12 protein-coding genes and 1 pseudogene are annotated in these 16,386 nt (G+C 67.3%); 7 read left to right on the plus strand and 6 right to left on the minus strand.

Annotated features, from left to right (window positions below):
* The 5 genes and pseudogenes from PQI23_RS13545 to PQI23_RS13565 form a co-directional block, all read right to left on the minus strand.
* Positions 1 to 535: pseudogene (locus tag PQI23_RS13545) on the minus strand (hypothetical protein); the annotation flags it as partial.
* A gap of 170 nt (positions 536 to 705) precedes the next feature.
* Positions 706 to 1,107 carry a hypothetical protein gene (locus tag PQI23_RS13550; protein WP_339975444.1) on the minus strand — a complete coding sequence of 134 codons (402 nt, stop codon included), beginning with the start codon at positions 1,105 to 1,107 and terminating at the stop codon, positions 706 to 708.
* A gap of 154 nt (positions 1,108 to 1,261) precedes the next feature.
* Positions 1,262 to 4,810 (minus strand): MobF family relaxase, encoded by a 3,549-nt coding sequence (gene mobF, locus PQI23_RS13555; protein WP_445238439.1) that lies wholly within the window; start codon positions 4,808 to 4,810, stop codon positions 1,262 to 1,264.
* A gap of 195 nt (positions 4,811 to 5,005) precedes the next feature.
* Positions 5,006 to 5,887: a sialidase family protein gene (locus PQI23_RS13560; protein WP_339975430.1), complete on the minus strand. Its 882-nt coding sequence runs from the start codon at positions 5,885 to 5,887 to the stop codon at positions 5,006 to 5,008.
* A 141-nt stretch (positions 5,888 to 6,028) separates the two neighbouring features.
* A complete protein-coding gene (locus PQI23_RS13565) occupies positions 6,029 to 6,637 on the minus strand; it encodes a DUF305 domain-containing protein (RefSeq protein WP_024356141.1) in 609 nt (202 codons plus the stop codon).
* Positions 6,638 to 7,425: 788 nt separating this feature from the next.
* Here PQI23_RS13565 and PQI23_RS13570 point away from each other — a divergent pair.
* The 4 genes from PQI23_RS13570 to PQI23_RS13585 all read left to right on the plus strand — a co-directional run bounded on the left by PQI23_RS13570 (position 7,426) and on the right by PQI23_RS13585 (position 10,910).
* The gene (locus PQI23_RS13570; protein WP_339975432.1) at positions 7,426 to 7,884 is read left to right on the plus strand and encodes a DUF6153 family protein; all 459 of its coding nucleotides are present in this window, start codon (positions 7,426 to 7,428) and stop codon (positions 7,882 to 7,884) included.
* A gap of 432 nt (positions 7,885 to 8,316) precedes the next feature.
* Positions 8,317 to 9,081, plus strand: a complete 765-nt coding sequence (locus PQI23_RS13575; RefSeq protein ID WP_238560272.1) for a M23 family metallopeptidase — start codon at positions 8,317 to 8,319, stop codon at positions 9,079 to 9,081.
* 44 nt (positions 9,082 to 9,125) lie between these two features.
* Entirely contained in the window at positions 9,126 to 10,631 is a 1,506-nt protein-coding gene (locus PQI23_RS13580; RefSeq protein ID WP_339975435.1) for a multicopper oxidase family protein, read from the plus strand.
* 30 nt (positions 10,632 to 10,661) lie between these two features.
* Complete coding sequence (locus PQI23_RS13585; RefSeq protein ID WP_017882575.1) at positions 10,662 to 10,910, plus strand: hypothetical protein; 249 nt, start codon at positions 10,662 to 10,664, stop codon at positions 10,908 to 10,910.
* Between the two features lie 27 nt (positions 10,911 to 10,937).
* Here PQI23_RS13585 and PQI23_RS13590 read toward each other — a convergent pair whose 3' ends face one another.
* Positions 10,938 to 11,576: a TetR/AcrR family transcriptional regulator gene (locus tag PQI23_RS13590; protein WP_024356142.1), complete on the minus strand. Its 639-nt coding sequence runs from the start codon at positions 11,574 to 11,576 to the stop codon at positions 10,938 to 10,940.
* 162 nt (positions 11,577 to 11,738) lie between these two features.
* Here PQI23_RS13590 and PQI23_RS13595 point away from each other — a divergent pair, with 162 nt between their 5' ends.
* The 3 genes from PQI23_RS13595 to PQI23_RS13605 all read left to right on the plus strand — a co-directional run bounded on the left by PQI23_RS13595 (position 11,739) and on the right by PQI23_RS13605 (position 16,058).
* Positions 11,739 to 13,313, plus strand: a complete 1,575-nt coding sequence (locus PQI23_RS13595) for an MFS transporter (RefSeq protein WP_339975439.1) — start codon at positions 11,739 to 11,741, stop codon at positions 13,311 to 13,313.
* A 180-nt stretch (positions 13,314 to 13,493) separates the two neighbouring features.
* A complete protein-coding gene (locus PQI23_RS13600) occupies positions 13,494 to 13,763 on the plus strand; it encodes a hypothetical protein (RefSeq protein WP_339975441.1) in 270 nt (89 codons plus the stop codon).
* Positions 13,764 to 13,868: 105 nt separating this feature from the next.
* On the plus strand, positions 13,869 to 16,058 hold the full coding sequence (locus PQI23_RS13605) for a heavy metal translocating P-type ATPase (RefSeq protein WP_076623916.1): 2,190 nt from the start codon (positions 13,869 to 13,871) through the stop codon (positions 16,056 to 16,058).
* The last annotated feature ends 328 nt before the right edge of the window (positions 16,059 to 16,386 follow it).

Below are 16,386 nucleotides of genomic sequence, written 5' to 3' on the forward strand. Positions count from 1 at the left end.
AGGGGGCATAGTGATCATCCTTCCAGGCCAGCCGGAACCAGCCATATCGAATGTCACCTAAACGTGCAGCAGACCCGAGTGCGAGCCTGAGGACGACGCGGGCTTGCCTGGCCCTGTTGTAGCTCTGGTTCGCAAGCTGTTTCAGGAAGTAGTCGCAGCGAGCGACCCCGATTTCGCGCAGAGTGAGCTCAGCGAAGACCGGCGCGACGAGGGTACGCATGTTGCGTTCATAGAGCTGTCTTGTGGTCTTCGAGAGGCGATCTTCGATCTCCATGTCTTCAAGCCAGTAGTCCACGAGCGCGGAGAACCGGCTGTCGGCGCTGATGCCGATGAAGCCCGGCTGGAAGAGAGAGCGTTCGGCAAGTTTTCGTTTGAGTGCGAGTTCCGCCGCTGCACGGGTGGGGCCGCTGCATTGGACGGCGCGCAGCTTGCCGTCCCAGTCTCGGTAGCGGGCGCGCGCCTCGTTGCGGCCTTTGCCGATCTTGCGGTGGCTGATCTTGCCGAATGTGCCGATCGGAGTGCGGGGCCTAGCCACGTCGCATCCTTGTTTCGAGAGTCACGTGTAGCCGGGAGGTTGAGCTGAATGGTCTTGGCAGATGGCTTCTGTGCATCCGACCAGCCTGGCGAAAACGCTATGGAGGCAGGAGCATGTCCGAGCATCACCGCATCATCCCGACTCCATGACTGTCGGAATAGTCGAGGCCCCTACGATGACCGGCTGTCAGCATGAGATGAAGTCCACTCGGCGCGTGCCCTTTCCTTTTGTAGGCTCTGTGCCTGGCGCCGCACGTTCCAGCGAGCGACAGCTTCTCGCGTCCGAGCCTTTGCGAGGAGCAGGAGGCTGATCGGGCCGAGCACGATGAACACGATCCCCATGACCAGGCACCACAGGAGCGGCACGCTGAACAAGGCGTGCCCTCCATCCTCGAGAATGCCTTTGAAGATGTTCGCGAGCAGAAAGTAGGGCACCGCGAGGAGCATCGCGGGAACACCCCACTTGTGGCTGTCGCGGCGGTGGACGACTCGCTGAATGAACCGGAGGCTGGGAAGGTAACGGTTCAGCGTGGCGACCACGCTCGCGACTCCCGAGACGATGAAGCTCAACATGATGATTCCTCTCATTAGCGCACTGCTCTTAATAGCGGCGCTAATGGAGGTGGTCCGAAGGCCCGGCCCGGAGGCGAAATGTGTCATGCAGGTTTCTGCCGCTGTGCTTCCAATGTACGTCGGGCACCCGAGAAGCGGGACCCCTTCGCAAGTATCACAGCGACCGCGCGCCCCGTCTGATGAGCGCGTCCGGTGCGGCCTTGGGGCGCGCCCGTTGAGTGGTGAGTGCTCGCGCGCGTTGGATCGCTTGCGTGGCGCGGGCCTGGTCGACCCTCTGCGCGATGCCATCCGGAGCCGGCCCGAGAGCATCGTCACTCGTGACTCCGTAGCGGTCGCGGTATGCGGCGACCGTGCGCGCGTACCTTACCCAGGCCTCCTGCTTGCGTGGATCATCCGGCCGCGCCCCGAGTGCCCGCATCCACGGCGCACCATCTGCCGCGGCTTGCTCAGCGATGGCCGCAGCGCGTTGTTCGATGAGCTGATGCCGTTCCGCAAGCGCCTGCCGCATATCCGGTTCCGTGATGCCGCCAGCGACGGGGATCAGCCCCGCAATCAACCTCGGCACCTGCGCCGCGCGCCCGCTGCTGGCAGGGTGTTCGGTGGCGGTGGCGAGTCGCCAGTGCAGGACGGAGGCGATGTCGTCGGCGTCATCGAAGCCCCGAGCCCTCACCAGGCGTGGGAGAAGCCGGTCAACGTCGTGATGGTTCGCCTCGGCCCGGCGGAGTTCAGCGACGAGGGCGTCGAAAGTATCGGAGTCGAGCACGGCGCCTACTTGGGCGGTGGTGAGGCCAGATGCACGTATGAGGGTGGCCCAGCGGTCGTGTTGAGCTTCGGTGGCGATGGTCTCGTACTCCGCGGCGAGCTGCCGGATCGACCCCCACTTCTCCTGCTCCCGCTCGGTCGTCTCGTGCGCCGACAGCTCCGCACCGGAATGATTGAGCACCCCGAACAGCACCCGCCGTGCGGCCTCCTCCACATCCGAGGCTTCGTGCGGGTGCCGGTGCGCGTCGTCTGGGGTGTCGACGGCGACGTAGGCGTAGTTCCCGTCCCTGCCGCGAGTCATGGCGACGTACAGGTTCTCCCTGGTCATCGACGGATCGACCAGCACATGCGAAGTGTCAACGGTGACGCCCTGGGCGCGGTAGGCGGTGACGGCGTAGCCGAGGTCGAGGTGCTCGGCGACGTAGTCGGCGGGCAGCACGATCGACCCGCCCCGATCCTGGGCGGCGGGCCGGATCGTCACGGAGCCGTCGCGCCGCACACGGGTGATGGTCCACCGGTTCCCGTTCTGCACCCACGCCGACCGTGAGCGGAGATCCCGGCGGTTATCCCGCGTGATGACGACATCCCCGACCGCGGCGGTCGCGCCGCCGTCGAGGGCGACTTCACCACGGATCGGCTGCACGACCCCCGCGAGGATCAGCTCGGTGCGGGCGCGGAGGTTCAGCGCGGTCATGGATTCGCTGGAATCGGTGACGAGGATCGACGCGACCCCCGCCTCCCGGTCGGCACGCCACGCCTCATACGCCAGGGCGGTCACATCCTCGGTATCGCCGCCGGCGATCCGGCCCGCATCCTGGTAGGTGTCGATCACATCGGTTTGGCCGAGGCGGAGCCCGAGGGATGCGATCTTCTCCCACTCGTTCGTGAACCGGTAGATCGTGGACAGCTCCGGGGTGTCGTCGCGGTCACCCGCGAGGAGCCCAAAGGCGCCGGCGGCTTCGACGGCTTGGAGCTGGGAGTAGTCGCCGACGAGCAGGACTTTCGCGCCGGCTTCTTCGGCGATCTTGGTGATGCGGTCGAGTGAGAGGGTGCCTGCGAGGCTGGCTTCATCGATGATGACGAGCTGCCATGCCCGGAATGACACCCGGCCCAGGTTGTGGAGCGTCCACCATCGTGCGGTGTTCTCCGTCTTGATGCCGAGGTCGTCGGCGAGGACTTCCGCCGCGACCACCGACGGCGCCAACCCCACCACCGACCCCGCCCCGTGCTCGGCTTCCCACGCGCGGCGGAGTGCGTTCATAGCGGTGGTTTTCCCGGTGCCGGCGGGGCCGACCAGCATGTCGAGCACTCGCCCCGATATGGCGATCTTGGTGAGGGCGTCGGCCTGGTCTGGGCCAAGCATCCGCCCGTCCCGATCCGGGGCGGCCGTGACGCGCTCGATCACCGCGAGCGGCAGCGTCGGCCCAGTCAGGGTGCGGGAGCGTTTCAAGAGCCGTGCTTCCGCTTCCAGGAGTTCGGTCGAGGAGTAAAGGGTCGAGTGGCGGGGCCGGAACGCCGAGGTGCCGTCCGGGCGCTGGAACCGTGCCGGGGTGGAGGCGAGTTCGGGTGGTGTGAGGCGCAGCGAGGCGCGTTCGGCCGCATCGACGACCATGCCGCTGACGGCTTCCCGATCCCGAGTCGTCGCGAACCGATACCCCATCGTCTGCCGTGCGGCCTCGGCGGTGAGGTTCCAGCGGTGCCAGGTCGACCGCTTCGCCCCAACGGCCTCGACCACGGAGAGCGCGATCGCTTCGATCTCATCGAGCGGCACGTCATCCGCCCGCAGCACCCGCATCATCCCCGCCGGGATCGCCTCGCGCGCCCACTCGCCGGCATCCCGGCCGAGCTTCCTGGTGGCGCGCTTGCGCCATTCGGTCGTGAGGTCTGCGAGCGAGCGCACTTTCTTCTCTGGCCGGGTCGTGAGCGTGGCCTGAGCGCGGAGCTTGATGACCGTCGCCGCCGACGGCTGCCGCCCATGCCGCTGCACGTACTCGGCGATCAGGCGATCCTTCTCCGAATCGATCTGATGCGAGCGGGTGGAGAACTCGAGCACGAGGTTTTCCGGGACCGTCGCGATCGCCCATGCCGGGTTCCGGCCCCGGCCCCGCTCGCGTGCCTCCCACTCGACGCCGAGAAGCCGGGTGAGATGGTCGGCGATGATCGCCTCGTGCAACTCGGAGAGCGCGACGGTGGCGGCGTGCATAGGGCGGCCGTCGAGCGACCGCCACTTCCCATCAAGCACCGTGCGCACTTTGTTAGAGACCACCACGTGCGTGTGCAGGTGCGGGTCGTTCGCGCGGGAGTCGTAGTGGTCGTAGGCGGTCGCGGCGAGCCCGAAGGTATCGACCTGGGCGACCGCGCCGCCGTCGGCGCCGGTCGAGCCGACACGCGTGGCAGCGACTTCGCGTTCCATGAACTCGATCACTTCCGCGATCGCCGCGTGATGCGCGTCGGCGATCAGCGCTTGCGTGCCCGCGTCGGCGACCGCCCAGAGCACGGAGGCCGACTTCGGCAACGAGAAGGTGTAGTCGTAGCCTGCGACCGCCTTCCGGGTGCCGCGCTTGCGTTCCTCGTTCTCGATCTGCGCGACAGCCTCCGCGCGGGAGGCAGGGCCGAGCTCGGGGTCGAGGGCTTCGACCCGTGCGTCGACGCGCTCTACCGGGGTCGAATAGACCGGGTAGGCCTGCCCGAGCGGATCACCGGTCACGGGATCTCGGCCCATGCCGATGAGGAGCTGCAGTTGTTCCTCCGACACTTCATCGCCGGTCGTGATCTGACCGCCGGCGAGCTGCGCGATCCCGGCGCCGAGCCACCTGCCGGGCGGGGTCCCGGCTTCGGCGTAGTAGCGCGTGAGCGGTGTGGACAGCGAGCGGTCGCAGTCGCCGGTGACGACGGAGCGCAGGAGGTACTTGTAGCCGTCACCGGCGCTCATCACCCGCATCGAGACCGTCACAGAAGACAGGTGCGAAGCCAAGTCCTGCGCGCCTTTGCCTACGATTCGTAGCCTATGTGTATTCAGCAGAACAGGGGTATCACATGTGGCGCTAAGGAGGCTGTGTCGGAGTGGCGAGACCGGGGTGCGAAAGCAGTCGCTGAGGCTTGGAGGTTCAGGGTGTGAGGGCTCCTTCGATATCGGTCAGGGGCTCGATAGTGCGGGCAGGATGATCGTGGCGTCGTCGTCGAGTGCAACGATGCCGCGTTCGTCGACGAGGATGACGTCTCCGGCCGGGGAGAGCCCCAATGCTTCGACGGTGCCCGTCGCTGATCCGATTGCCTTCCACTCGCCCTTACCGACTCGCTGCCAGATCTGTCCGTCGGTGCCGACCCCGACGACTGTGTCTGCGGCAGCTTCGAGCAGGTACTGCAGCGGCGCATCTCCGAGTGGCGTGAACGATGCCCCGCCGTCGGTGCTGGTGCGCACGCCCTCAGGGGTGGCCGCGTAGATCGTGCCATCTGTGGTTACAGCGAGATCAACGGCGTCGAGCTCGGTGCGGGACTCCCAAGTGGTCCCCAGGTCGTTGCTGACTCGCAGCGCGGGGCTGGTTGATCCGATGCCGTAGAGCTGACCGTCCGGGCTGGCAGTGAGGACGTGGAAGTCCTCATCGTTGGTGAAGGCGACCGGGTGCCACTTCTTCCCGGTGTCGTCGCTGCGGATAATGCCGAGATTCGGGGAGCCCAGCTCCGTCGGGGTTTCAAGGCCTGGGTGCCCGGAAGCGATCAGCGCGCCTTGGGTGTCGGTGAGTCCCATTAGATCGAAGTCGTAGTCGCCGAGTGGGCCGTCCACTGCACCGTCCTCGTCCACGCGGTAGAGGCCGGTATGGGTGCCGACGAGGAGGGTTCCCCCGGCTTCTGGGATCACGGCATGAATATGGCCGAAGGTTGGCGGTGGCGAGGATGCTGGCGCAGCGGGAGCGACAGCGGCGCAGCCGGTCAGCACGATGGCGAGGGCAGCCGTCGCCGCGGTGACGAGCAGCCGCCCGCGCAGGCGGGGCGTGCTGGAGAGGAGAGATGCGGGCATTGGATCATCTTTCTGTGGGACGCGGGCGGGCGGCCCGGTCAACGGAGAGGATGCAGGGGGCACTGGGGAGCGGTGCGAGCTGCGAGGATGCGGGCGGGGTCCCCGCTCCTGCGTGGGCGGGGACCCGGGTCAAGGCCGGAATCAGAGGCTGTTCAGGAGCTCCTGCATCGTGGTGATCTCTGCGCTCTGGTCGTCGATGACCTGCTGCGCAAGCTCGAGCACGTCCGGGTTCTTGCCGCCATCGAGGGCGGACTGGGCCATCTCGATCGCGCCGGTGTGGTGCTCGATCATGCCTTCGAGGAACAGGCGCGTCGCCTCGGTTCCGGTGGCTGATTCGAAGGCGGTCATACTGTCTTCCGACATCATGCCGCCGCCGTGATCCATGCCGCCCGTCGACGAATCATCGGCGGAGACGCCCCAATTGTCGAGCCAGGCCTGCATAGTCTTGATCTCGGGCCCCTGGGCGTCCTTGATCTGCTGCGCGAGGGCAACCACCCGTTCGTCGATGCCGTCCTTGGCGAGCAGCATGTCGGCCATCTCGATCGCCTGCTCGTGGTGCGGGATCATCATCGTCACGAACATCTGGTCGGCTGCATTGAACTGCGCTGCGGACTCAGTCGGCGTCTTAGAAGCGGTGGATCCGTGATCCATGCCGGCCATCCCGTCCGACGTTCCGCTCGGGGAGCAGCCGGCCAGCAGGAGGGCGGTGGACAGCGCGGCCGAAGCCAGCGCAAGCGTGCGAATACGCATCAGTATGCGTCCTTTCATTCAGTCAACAAAGTCAGAGAATCGCGCCCCGGGCAGGGCGCAGCCGTGCTCCAGCCGAGGCCGGAGCGGGCGCGAATCAGGTGCGACTGATCGACAGAACGAGAAGAGACGGCGGCCGTGGTCGCGGCAACACAGTGCCCGCAAGTGGCAGGGAGCGGATCGCGAGGACGAGGGAGCGCCAGGAGTGCTCCAGCACGAGCGGAATGAGTAGCAGCACGACGCCCGCCAACAGAGCGAGTACACACCCCACCATCAGAGCGGCATGACCAGGCGCCGGATCTTCACACGAGTTGGGACACTGCGCATCTCCCGGTGCCACATCCGGTGCGGCCATTGTGCCGGATGCGTGCGCCCCCGCTAACGTGCCCAAGCTGCCGCCCATGCCGACATCCGCGGCTTCGTGATCGCTCGTGATAAGCGCGACGGGGGATCTCGTGTCGTGGCCGCCGTGTCCGGCCGAGCTGCTCAGGACATGCATACCGAAGATTCCTGCCAGCACCAGAGCGAGCAGACTGAAGGAAACTAGGCGTCGGCGAGGCGAGTCTCTGTGCGGCGTTCCACCACAGGTCAGCATCGCCGCCTCCTCTCCTTTGCCGCGCACCGCACCCGCAGATCGCTGGAGCGTCCTAGTTCTACGCTAGGGCATTCCGGGAGACACAGGCTGGGAGCCGCGATCCCCAGGAGGATCGCAGGGCATGCCTGTGAGGGGCAGCTGGCGACGGCTCAGGCGAGCATGATACGGTAACAAAACCATAACGAAAGGGGCTGGTGTGCGAGATGCGGTGAACCGTGCGACCACGCGCCCCTTTATCCAGAGCGCCGGAACGGTCTTCGCGATCGTGCTGATGCTCATCTTCGGCCTGGTGGCGATGCACTCCCTGTCCGGCAACGCTACAGCGCGCGACGCGCTCGTGCCCGCGGGCACAGCTACCGCCAGCGACGCAGTACGCGCGGCCGACGCGCTAACCTTAGACGGCTCAGTGAGCGGAGCGTCCGCTGGCTGTGACGCGAGCTGCGCGCACGGCACAGCTCCTGATCACGGGCACCTGAGCATGCTCATGCTGTGCATGCTGGCCCTGTTGACCGGAGTGCTCTTCCTGCTCAGGCCCGCCCTGTTCCGTCTCTCCCGCGCCGCCGCACAGTCCGCCGGCTGGCTGAACCGCGCACTTCCCGCGCCTCCGGCGGCCCGTCCGCCGTCGTTGTTCGCACTGTCGATCAGCCGCACTTGAACTAGGATCTCGGCAAGAGCCTGCCCGCGCACCCCGGCACTGAGCCGCGACGAGCGGTGCGGCTGATCGACTGACGCCCGGCCTTCTCCGGGATCAACCGGGCCGGACGCCGACCCTGGCCGAGGGCCTGCACGCAGCGTGTGCCTGGCGCGCGTCGCTGCCCGGCCGTCGTCCTCCAAGCGTCTCGCTAAGGCGCGCAGTTCGATCACGCCCACCCCGCCGGTGCGTGTGCCTGTCGCTCATGCGCCCGAGTGACTGCGGCTTCCCTGTCGCAGCTTCGAACCCTTCGCTTCCCTGGCCACCGACTCACGGAACAGTTATGCATACCCGTCGAAACCCATTCAAGAACCCCGTCGTCTTCATTCCCAGCACCCTCGCCCTGAGTATCGCGGTCGCGATCGGCAACTACTACGTCATCGGAGGGCTCTTCGCGTGAACGGCCAGCAGATCTATCTCACCCCTATGCCGTCGTTCGACTTCCTCACGGACGGCACTGGCGGCGGCACCCCACCCCAACAGCGGGCACGGCGCAGCCTCATGGCCACCGCGACGGCGGTGCTGAGCGTGGCTGGCATGATGAGCCCCGTCGCCTTCCCCGCCCCGTTCGCCCCAGTGTCCGCGGCGGCCGCCGCCGAGCTCCCCGCGCAGCAGCTCGTCGGCGCGCCCGCCGCAATCGGCGCCGAGACGTTCAATGCGATCGGTGCGGTCGAAGTTCAGGCCGCCCCCGTCGCACCGCGACGCGTGAACACCGAGCAGGGCCTCGTCGATCCGGATCAGCTGACGGATACGAAGCTGCGCTACCCCTTCGATCAGACCATGCCCCTCACCGACGGTTTCGGATATCGCACTGCTCCCGTGGCGCAGTTCCACGATGCCCAGGACATCGCTGCCGCCAACGGCACCCCGATTCGTATTATCGGCGACGGGGTAGTCGTGGAAGCGGGCTGGGCGAGCGACGGCTGCGGGTTCTCGCTCAAGGTGCAGCATCTCGTCGACGGGCAAGACCTCACCAGTCGCTACTGCCACATGGAGGGCGAGTCCCATGCCTATCAGGTCGGCGATCGGGTGAGTATCGGCGATGAGGCGGGGCGCGTGGGCAACACCGGTATGTCTTTCGGTGCGCATTTGCATCTCGCGCTGCGCTTGAACGGTGAGCCGATCGACCCGCTCCCCTTCATCGAAGCGAACGCGCAATGACCCCCGCACCGCACAAACCATCCTCGACCACGGGAAGACCACTGATGACCGGCTCTTTGAATCGCCGCCAGTTCCTCGCCGCCGGCACGCTGACGCTTGCCGCGATGGGCTTGGCCGCCTGCACCCCGAGGCAGAGCTCTGCGTTCCTCTCGCCCACGGCGGACGCGGTCGATGCGGCCGAGGCGAGCCGACTGACCACGGGTCAGACAGTCACACGCACGCTCTCTGCTGAGCCGGTCATCCTGGATCTCGGCGGGAAGACCGTCAAGACCTGGGGATACCGGGGTGTGACGGCTGCGGAGCCGATCCGCGGCAACGTCGGCGATCTGCTCCGTGTCACCCTCACCAATGACCTCCCCGATCCGACGACCGTGCATTGGCACGGCCTCGCTCTGCGCAACGACATGGACGGGGTGCCGGGTCTCACGCAGCCTGCCATCGCGGCCGGCGACACGTTCACCTATGAGTTCGCGTTGCCGCACGCGGGCACCTACTGGTTCCACCCCCATGTCGGCACGCAGCTCGACCGGGGTCTATACGCGCCGCTCATCATCGACGACCCCCGGGAGCGGGGCGACTACGACCGGGAATGGGTGATCGTGCTCGACGACTGGCTCGACGGCATCAACGCCACCCCCGACGACGTATTCGCTGAGCTCAGCCGCGGCATGGGCGGGATGGGCGGAATGGATCATGGCGGCATGCCGATGCGGATGGGCAATACCCTCATGGGTGCTACCTCCGACCTCCTCGGCGGCGATGCGGGCGACGTCTACTATCCGCTCTACCTCATCAATGGACGCCCCCAGCTCGATCCTGAAACCTTTACTGCGAAACCCGGGGAACGGATCCGGCTCAGGATCATCAATGCCGGTGGCGACACAGCCTTCCGCTTCGGGGTCACCGGGCATCAGCTTACGATCACCCACACCGACGGGTACCCAGTCGCGCCGCACGAGGCGGAGAGCATCGTGATTGGGATGGGGGAACGCTACGACGCGATCCTCACCGCCGGCGACGGCATGTTCGCCGTCGTCGCCGAGGCGCTCGGCAAAGTCGACCAGGCCCTCGCGATCCTCTCCACAGGGGCCGGCTCCCCGCCCCCGGCAGGCACCACCCTCTCGCAGGCCCGCACCCCCACGATCGCGGCCGACCTGACGGCCGCGGAGGAGGTGGCGCTGGCCCCCAAGCGCGCGGATCGCACGATCGCCCTGGAACTCACGGGCACCATGGAGAAATACGACTGGGCGATCAACGGCACCCGCCTGGACATGGACGACCCCCTCCGCGACGCCCTCGCGATCAGTGAAGGGGAGCGGGTCGCGCTCACCATCACGAACTCGACCACGATGTGGCATCCCATGCATCTGCACGGGCACACCTACCAGCACCCCGATGGCGGCCCTCGCAAGGACACCTCGATCGTGCTTCCCGGCCAGAGCTTCCGCCTCGAGTTCGACGCCGACAATCCTGGCCGGTGGCTCACCCACTGCCACAACCTCTACCACGGCGAAGCCGGGATGATGGCGACTATCGCCTACCAGCAGTAGCCCATCCACAGCGTGAAAGCACACAACCTCATGAAATCTCAGCAGCCAGCCGGCGTCCCCGGCCCCGATTCCGCCTACCGCCGACACCGCCGCTTCGTGCGCCTAGGTCAACTGCTCCTGGCGCTCGGTGCGGTGATCCTCATCGTGCATTGGCTCGCGCACCTCGAAACCTTCGGCCCCGCCCAGCCCGAGGGCTGGGTCGACCTCGTCGCCGGCTACCCGATGGGCGCCCTGTTCCTCCTCGGCGGTGGCGTCCTCGCCGGACGCAAAGCCCCTTGACCTCGCCCCTGCAATACGCGGGCGAGGTCATCTCGCCGACGGCGGGGCGGTGAAGGCCGGCAGCAAGATCGCGTCGATGAACCATGGCGCATCGTCAGGGTCGATCCGGCCCGTGCGCACCTCCTCGGCCGCACCGTTGAGAACGACGTGCGTGGTGGTCAGCAGCCAGGACACCGGCAAGTCGGCGCGGAAGGCACCTTCGCGCTGTCCGCGCAGCAGCAGTCCGCGCATGCGCGCCTCAGCCTTCTCGTGCAGCTCGCGAATGCGGGCGGCGGAGAGTTCCTTCTGTGCCGCGGCCAGCAGGGCACGGGATTGGTCGACGAACATCCAGCTGGAGGCAATGAGTCGCTGGAAGGCCGCACGCGGGTCGCCGTCCAGCGGGATCTGACTGAGCACGTCCTCGGCGCGTTCCAGACTGTCTACCAGTGCGGCCTCAATGAGCTCTGCGCGAGTCTGGAAATGCCCATAAAGGGTCATCCGGCCCACTCCCGCCTCAGCAGCGATGTCGGCGACCGACGCGTCGAGGTTCTTGCGGATCGCGGTCACTGTCGCGGCCAGAATCTTTACCCGGTTGCGCTGCGCGTCGGCGCGCTGGTTAGCCGCCCGGCTCACTGTCGCCGGGCCACGTCGAGCGCCGCCGGTCGGCTGGGCGTTCTTCGTCGCCATGCTCTACCTCACAAGTCGTACTGGAATGTATGAGATATTGTATTCGTTGCAACTCGTACACACATATACGACTTGTGCGGGAGGTCGCCCGCCCGGGCGGCGATCCGGCAGAGAGGAGCACACGACCATGACCACGACACGCACACCCCGAGGGGGTGCGACATGAGCGCGCCCGGCACCCCCGCGGCCCCGAAGGCCGGGGCGAGGCAGTGGTGGGGGCTCGCCGTGCTGGTGATCCCCTCGACGCTGCTGTTCATGATGCTGACGATCCTGTTCCTGGCAGCCCCGAACCTCGCCGCGGACCTGAACCCGACGAGCACGCAGCTGCTGTGGATTCTCGACATCTACGGCTTCGTGATGGCCGGGTTCCTCGTCGCGATGGGCGTGCTCGGCGACCGGGTGGGCAAGCGCCTGCTCATGGTCATCGGCGCGTCCCTGTTCGCTGCCGTCTCCATCGCGGCGTCCCTGACCACGATCCCCGAGCTGATGATCGTCTGGCGCGCCGTCCTCGGACTGGCCGCAGCGATGATGGTGCCCGCAACGATCGGACTGATCTTCGTGATCTTCGCCGACGCGAAACAGCGCGGCGTCGCCATCGGGGTCTGGGCGGGCGGTATCTCCGCCGGCGTCGCCCTCGGCCCACTCCTGTCCGGCCTGCTGCTGGAAGGGTTTGGCTGGCAGGCGACGTTCCTCGTCGCGGTGCCAATCATGGCGCTCGTCGCCATCGGCGCCCCAATCCTCGTGCCCGAGCACCGCGATCCGTCGGCGAAGATCGACCTGTTCAGCGCCCTGCTGCTGGTCGGCGGGCTGCTCGCGATCATCTACAGCATCAAGCGCTTCGCCGCCCAAGAGCCCGTCGGGCCCACACTCGGGCTGCTCGCCGCAGGCGTGCTGATCGGGCTGTGGTTCACGCTCCGGCAGCTGCGCGCCAAGCAGCCCCTGCTGGACGTGCGGCTGTTCGCCAATCGCACCGTCTCCGGTGCGCTGGCGGTGTTCCTGCTCTCGGCGGCGGCACTGGGTGGGGTGTACTCGCTGTTCACCCAGTACCTCCAGACGGTGCAAGGCCTCTCGCCCTTGCAGGCGGGCCTGGCGATCCTGCCTGCGGCGGCGGTGCTGATCGTCGTCTCGACCCTCTCGCCGGTCTTCGCACGGAAGTTCCGGCCCGGGAACGTGATCGCGATCGGCCTGCTCACCCAGGTCGTCGGCTACATCCTGTTCACCCAGCTCGACGCCGGCACAGGCCTGGCGCTGGTGATCGCGAGCTTCGTGATCACCTACCCCGGCGTCGCCCCCTCGATGGCACTGACCACCGAGCTCGTGGTGGGCTCGGTGCCCCCGGAGAAGACCGGCGGCGCCTCGGGGCTGGCGACCACGGCGAACGACCTGGGCATCTCGCTCGGTGTCGCCGTCATCGGCAGCGTCGGCCTCGCCGCCTACCGCAACCGGATCGACGGCACCCTGCCCGACGGGCTCTCCCCGGAGGCCGCGGCGGCCGCGTCGGACAGCATCGACGGCGCCCTCGCCGCCGCTGCGGAACTGCCCGGCGCGCTGGGCGAACAGCTGATCGCCGCCGCACAGGCGGCCTTCTCCGGCGGCCTGAACATGGCGGCGATCGTCTCCGCGGTCATCGCCGCGGTGGCCGCGATCATCGCCGCTACCCGCCTGCGTCACATCCGCCCCACCGGGCAAGCGCAGCGCCTCGCTGAGGAAGTTCACACCAGCCAGGAATACCCCTAAGGGGTATTGTGTTGGAGGAGCCATGTCCTAGCGAAAGCCCGAGAAGATTGTCACGAGAATGCGGGAGCGAGTCACCATAATGAGTGGCAGATACATGCAACTACAAGCCGCCGGGCGCTCACTTGCGATCTGATCCGTATCCGATCGAACCGTAATCAACCAAAGGAAGAGATCTACCTGATGACTGCATACGAGAACCTCAACCTCACCGACACCTCCGCCACGGGTGGCAGCTGCTGCGACCATACGCCCAGTGCGGAGACCATCGCCCAGACGCCGGCCGATGCGATGACCGAGTGCCAGGTCATGGCCGGCACCCCGGTCGTGAAGGCCGACGCTGAGGCCGCCGGACTCTACCGCGACCACAACGGGCAGCGGTACTGGTTCTGCTGCGCGGCCTGCGGGCCCCTGTTCGACACCGACCCCGACCGCTACGCCTACGCCGCCTGACGGCATCTGGTTCCGCGCTCCCGACGTGCGGACGTGCACGGGAGCGCGGAACCTTCGCCCCGGTCTCGCCTCTGGGCTGGGGTGACGAACGAAGGAGACGAGACCATGAGCAACGATCCCTCGACACGATCGCACGCGCATCCTGAGCACGTGGACGTTCAGCACGCGCACCACGACGAGCCGAACACCCACTCCGGTCACCACTCGCACGACCACCACCAGAGTCACGGCGAGCCTTCCAGCCATCACCACGACGCCCACGCGCACCACGAGGGACACGGCGGACATGATCATGGGCATGCCGGACACGGGGATCACGTCGGGCAATTCCGGCGCTTGTTCTGGATCATGCTCGTGCTCGCCGTGCCGGTGGTGGCCTGCAACGACATGTTCGCCCACCTCGTCGGCTATCAGCTGCCCGAGGCCGCGTGGGTGCCGTGGGTGTCGCCGATCCTGGGCACGGTCGTCTACCTCTGGGGCGGCAGGCCGTTCCTCTCGGGCGGGCTGAGCGAGATCCGCTCCCGCAAGCCGGGCATGATGCTGCTCATCGCACTGGCGATCACCGTCGCATTCCTCGCCTCCTGGGGTGCGAGCCTCGGCATGCTGCACCACGAGCTGAACTTCTGGTGGGAGCTGGCGCTGCTGGTTGTCATCATGCTGCTGGGGCACTGGATCGAGATGCGCTCGCTCGCGCAGACCACCTCCGCCCTCGACTCGCTCGCCGCGCTGCTGCCCGACGAGGCCGAGAAAATCGACGGCAACGACGTAGCAAAGGTCGCTCCTGCTGATCTGGCCGTCGGCGACGTGGTGATCGTGCGCCCGGGTTCCTCGGTACCCGCTGATGGCAGGATCGTCGACGGGGCGGCCTCGATGGACGAGTCGATGGTCACCGGCGAGTCGAAGACGGTGCGCCGGGAGACCGGCGATCAGGTGGTCGCCGGCACCGTCGCCACCGACTCCGGCCTGCGCGTCGAGGTCACCGCCACCGGCGACGACACCGCCCTCGCCGGTATCCAGAAGCTCGTCGCAGACGCTCAGGCGTCCTCGTCCCGGGCGCAGCGGATCGCCGACACCGCGGCGGCGTGGCTGTTCTGGTTCGCCCTGGGCGCGGCGGCAATCACCGCCACTATCTGGTCGCTCGTCGGGCTGCCCGACGCCGCCGTGGTGCGCACGATCACCGTGCTGGTCATCGCCTGCCCGCACGCGCTCGGCCTGGCGATCCCGCTGGTGGTGTCCATCGCGACCGAACGCGCCGCCCGCGGCGGAGTGCTCGTCAAGGATCGCCTCGCGCTGGAGTCTATGCGCACCGTGGATGCGATTCTGTTCGACAAGACCGGCACCCTCACCAAGGGCGAGCCGACGGTGACCGCCATCGATCCCGCCGACACCCGGACCGAGGCCGAGGTGCTGGCCCTGGCCGCCGCCGCGGAGGCCGACAGCGAGCACCCGCTCGCCCGCGCGATCGTCGGCGCCGCGCGCGCCAGGGAGCTCGACGTGCCCGTGGCCTCGGACTTCTCATCCTCCCCGGCGGTCGGCGTCAAGGCGACCGTCGATGGAATCGTCATCGAGGTCGGCGGACCGTACCTGCTCGACCAGCACGGGGCGGACGAACTCCCCGTCGCCGACACCTGGCGCGAAGAGGGCGCGATCATCCTGCACGTGATCGCCGACGGCAAGGTCATCGGCGCCCTGCGGCTGGCCGACGAGATCAGACCCGAGTCGCGCGAGGCCGTCGACGCGCTGCACGCCGCCGGGGTCCAGGTCGTGATGATCACCGGCGACGCGCGGGCCGTCGCCGAGACGGTCGCGCGGGATCTCGGCATCGACCGCGTGTTCGCCGGGGTGCGCCCCGAGGACAAGGCCGCCAAGGTCGCCGAGCTGCAGCACGAAGGTCGCCGGGTCGCCATGGTCGGCGACGGCGTGAACGACGCTCCCGCACTCGCCCAGGCCGACGTCGGCATCGCGATCGGGGCGGGCACCGACGTGGCGATCGGCTCGGCGGGTGTGATCCTGGCCTCCTCCGATCCCCGGTCGGTGCTGTCCGTCATCGAGCTCTCCCGCGCGGCGTACCGGAAGATGAAGCAGAACCTGTGGTGGGCGGCCGGCTACAACCTCGTCTCCGTGCCGCTGGCCGCGGGCGTCCTCGCGCCGATCGGCTTCGTACTGCCGATGAGCATCGGGGCGATCCTCATGTCCGTCTCCACCGTCGTCGTCGCCCTCAACGCGCAGTTACTCCGCAGGCTCGACCTCACCCCAGAGGCCAGCACCGCCCGGATCCTGGATCGCTCAGCTTGAGAGCCCGTGAAACTTCCCCATCATGCCTATGCGGTGGCTAGCTACTCTGCAATTTGCACGACTCCTAGCTCGGGCTGCGAAAAGTGCTAACGAAAGTGCTAAGCAACCTGTAGGTCGGGGTATCGCGGTGGAGTTATCCACAGGTTAGATGCCGTAGATCGTTGATTTCATACAGTAGAATGCTCGCCCGAGATTCGCGGCGCGAGGGGGTCGAGGTCAGTTCAAGTCCCCTCGCGCTAGCGACTGAACCATCGCCTCAAACGGCTCCGCTCTCCCCACAAGCAGGTGCAATCGGGTTGCGTGAGGTTGCACTGTGCAACCTCACGCA

The organism is Leucobacter sp. USCH14 (assembly GCF_037619215.1).
GTDB lineage: Bacteria > Actinomycetota > Actinomycetes > Actinomycetales > Microbacteriaceae > Leucobacter.

Excerpts from the sequence above, each read along its gene's own strand:
- PQI23_RS13550 (WP_339975444.1), bottom strand. The coding sequence starts at position 1,107 with ATGTTGAGCTTCATCGTCTCGGGAGTCGCGAGCGTGGTCGCCACGCTG.
- PQI23_RS13565 (WP_024356141.1), bottom strand. The coding sequence starts at position 6,637 with ATGCGTATTCGCACGCTTGCGCTGGCTTCGGCCGCGCTGTCCACCGCC.
- PQI23_RS13585 (WP_017882575.1), top strand. The coding sequence starts at position 10,662 with ATGAAATCTCAGCAGCCAGCCGGCGTCCCCGGCCCCGATTCCGCCTAC.
- mobF (WP_445238439.1), bottom strand. The coding sequence starts at position 4,810 with ATGCGGGTGATGAGCGCCGGTGACGGCTACAAGTACCTCCTGCGCTCC.
- PQI23_RS13595 (WP_339975439.1), top strand. The coding sequence starts at position 11,739 with ATGAGCGCGCCCGGCACCCCCGCGGCCCCGAAGGCCGGGGCGAGGCAG.
- PQI23_RS13600 (WP_339975441.1), top strand. The coding sequence starts at position 13,494 with ATGACTGCATACGAGAACCTCAACCTCACCGACACCTCCGCCACGGGT.
- PQI23_RS13605 (WP_076623916.1), top strand. The coding sequence starts at position 13,869 with ATGAGCAACGATCCCTCGACACGATCGCACGCGCATCCTGAGCACGTG.
- PQI23_RS13590 (WP_024356142.1), bottom strand. The coding sequence starts at position 11,576 with ATGGCGACGAAGAACGCCCAGCCGACCGGCGGCGCTCGACGTGGCCCG.
- PQI23_RS13580 (WP_339975435.1), top strand. The coding sequence starts at position 9,126 with ATGACCGGCTCTTTGAATCGCCGCCAGTTCCTCGCCGCCGGCACGCTG.
- PQI23_RS13560 (WP_339975430.1), bottom strand. The coding sequence starts at position 5,887 with ATGCCCGCATCTCTCCTCTCCAGCACGCCCCGCCTGCGCGGGCGGCTG.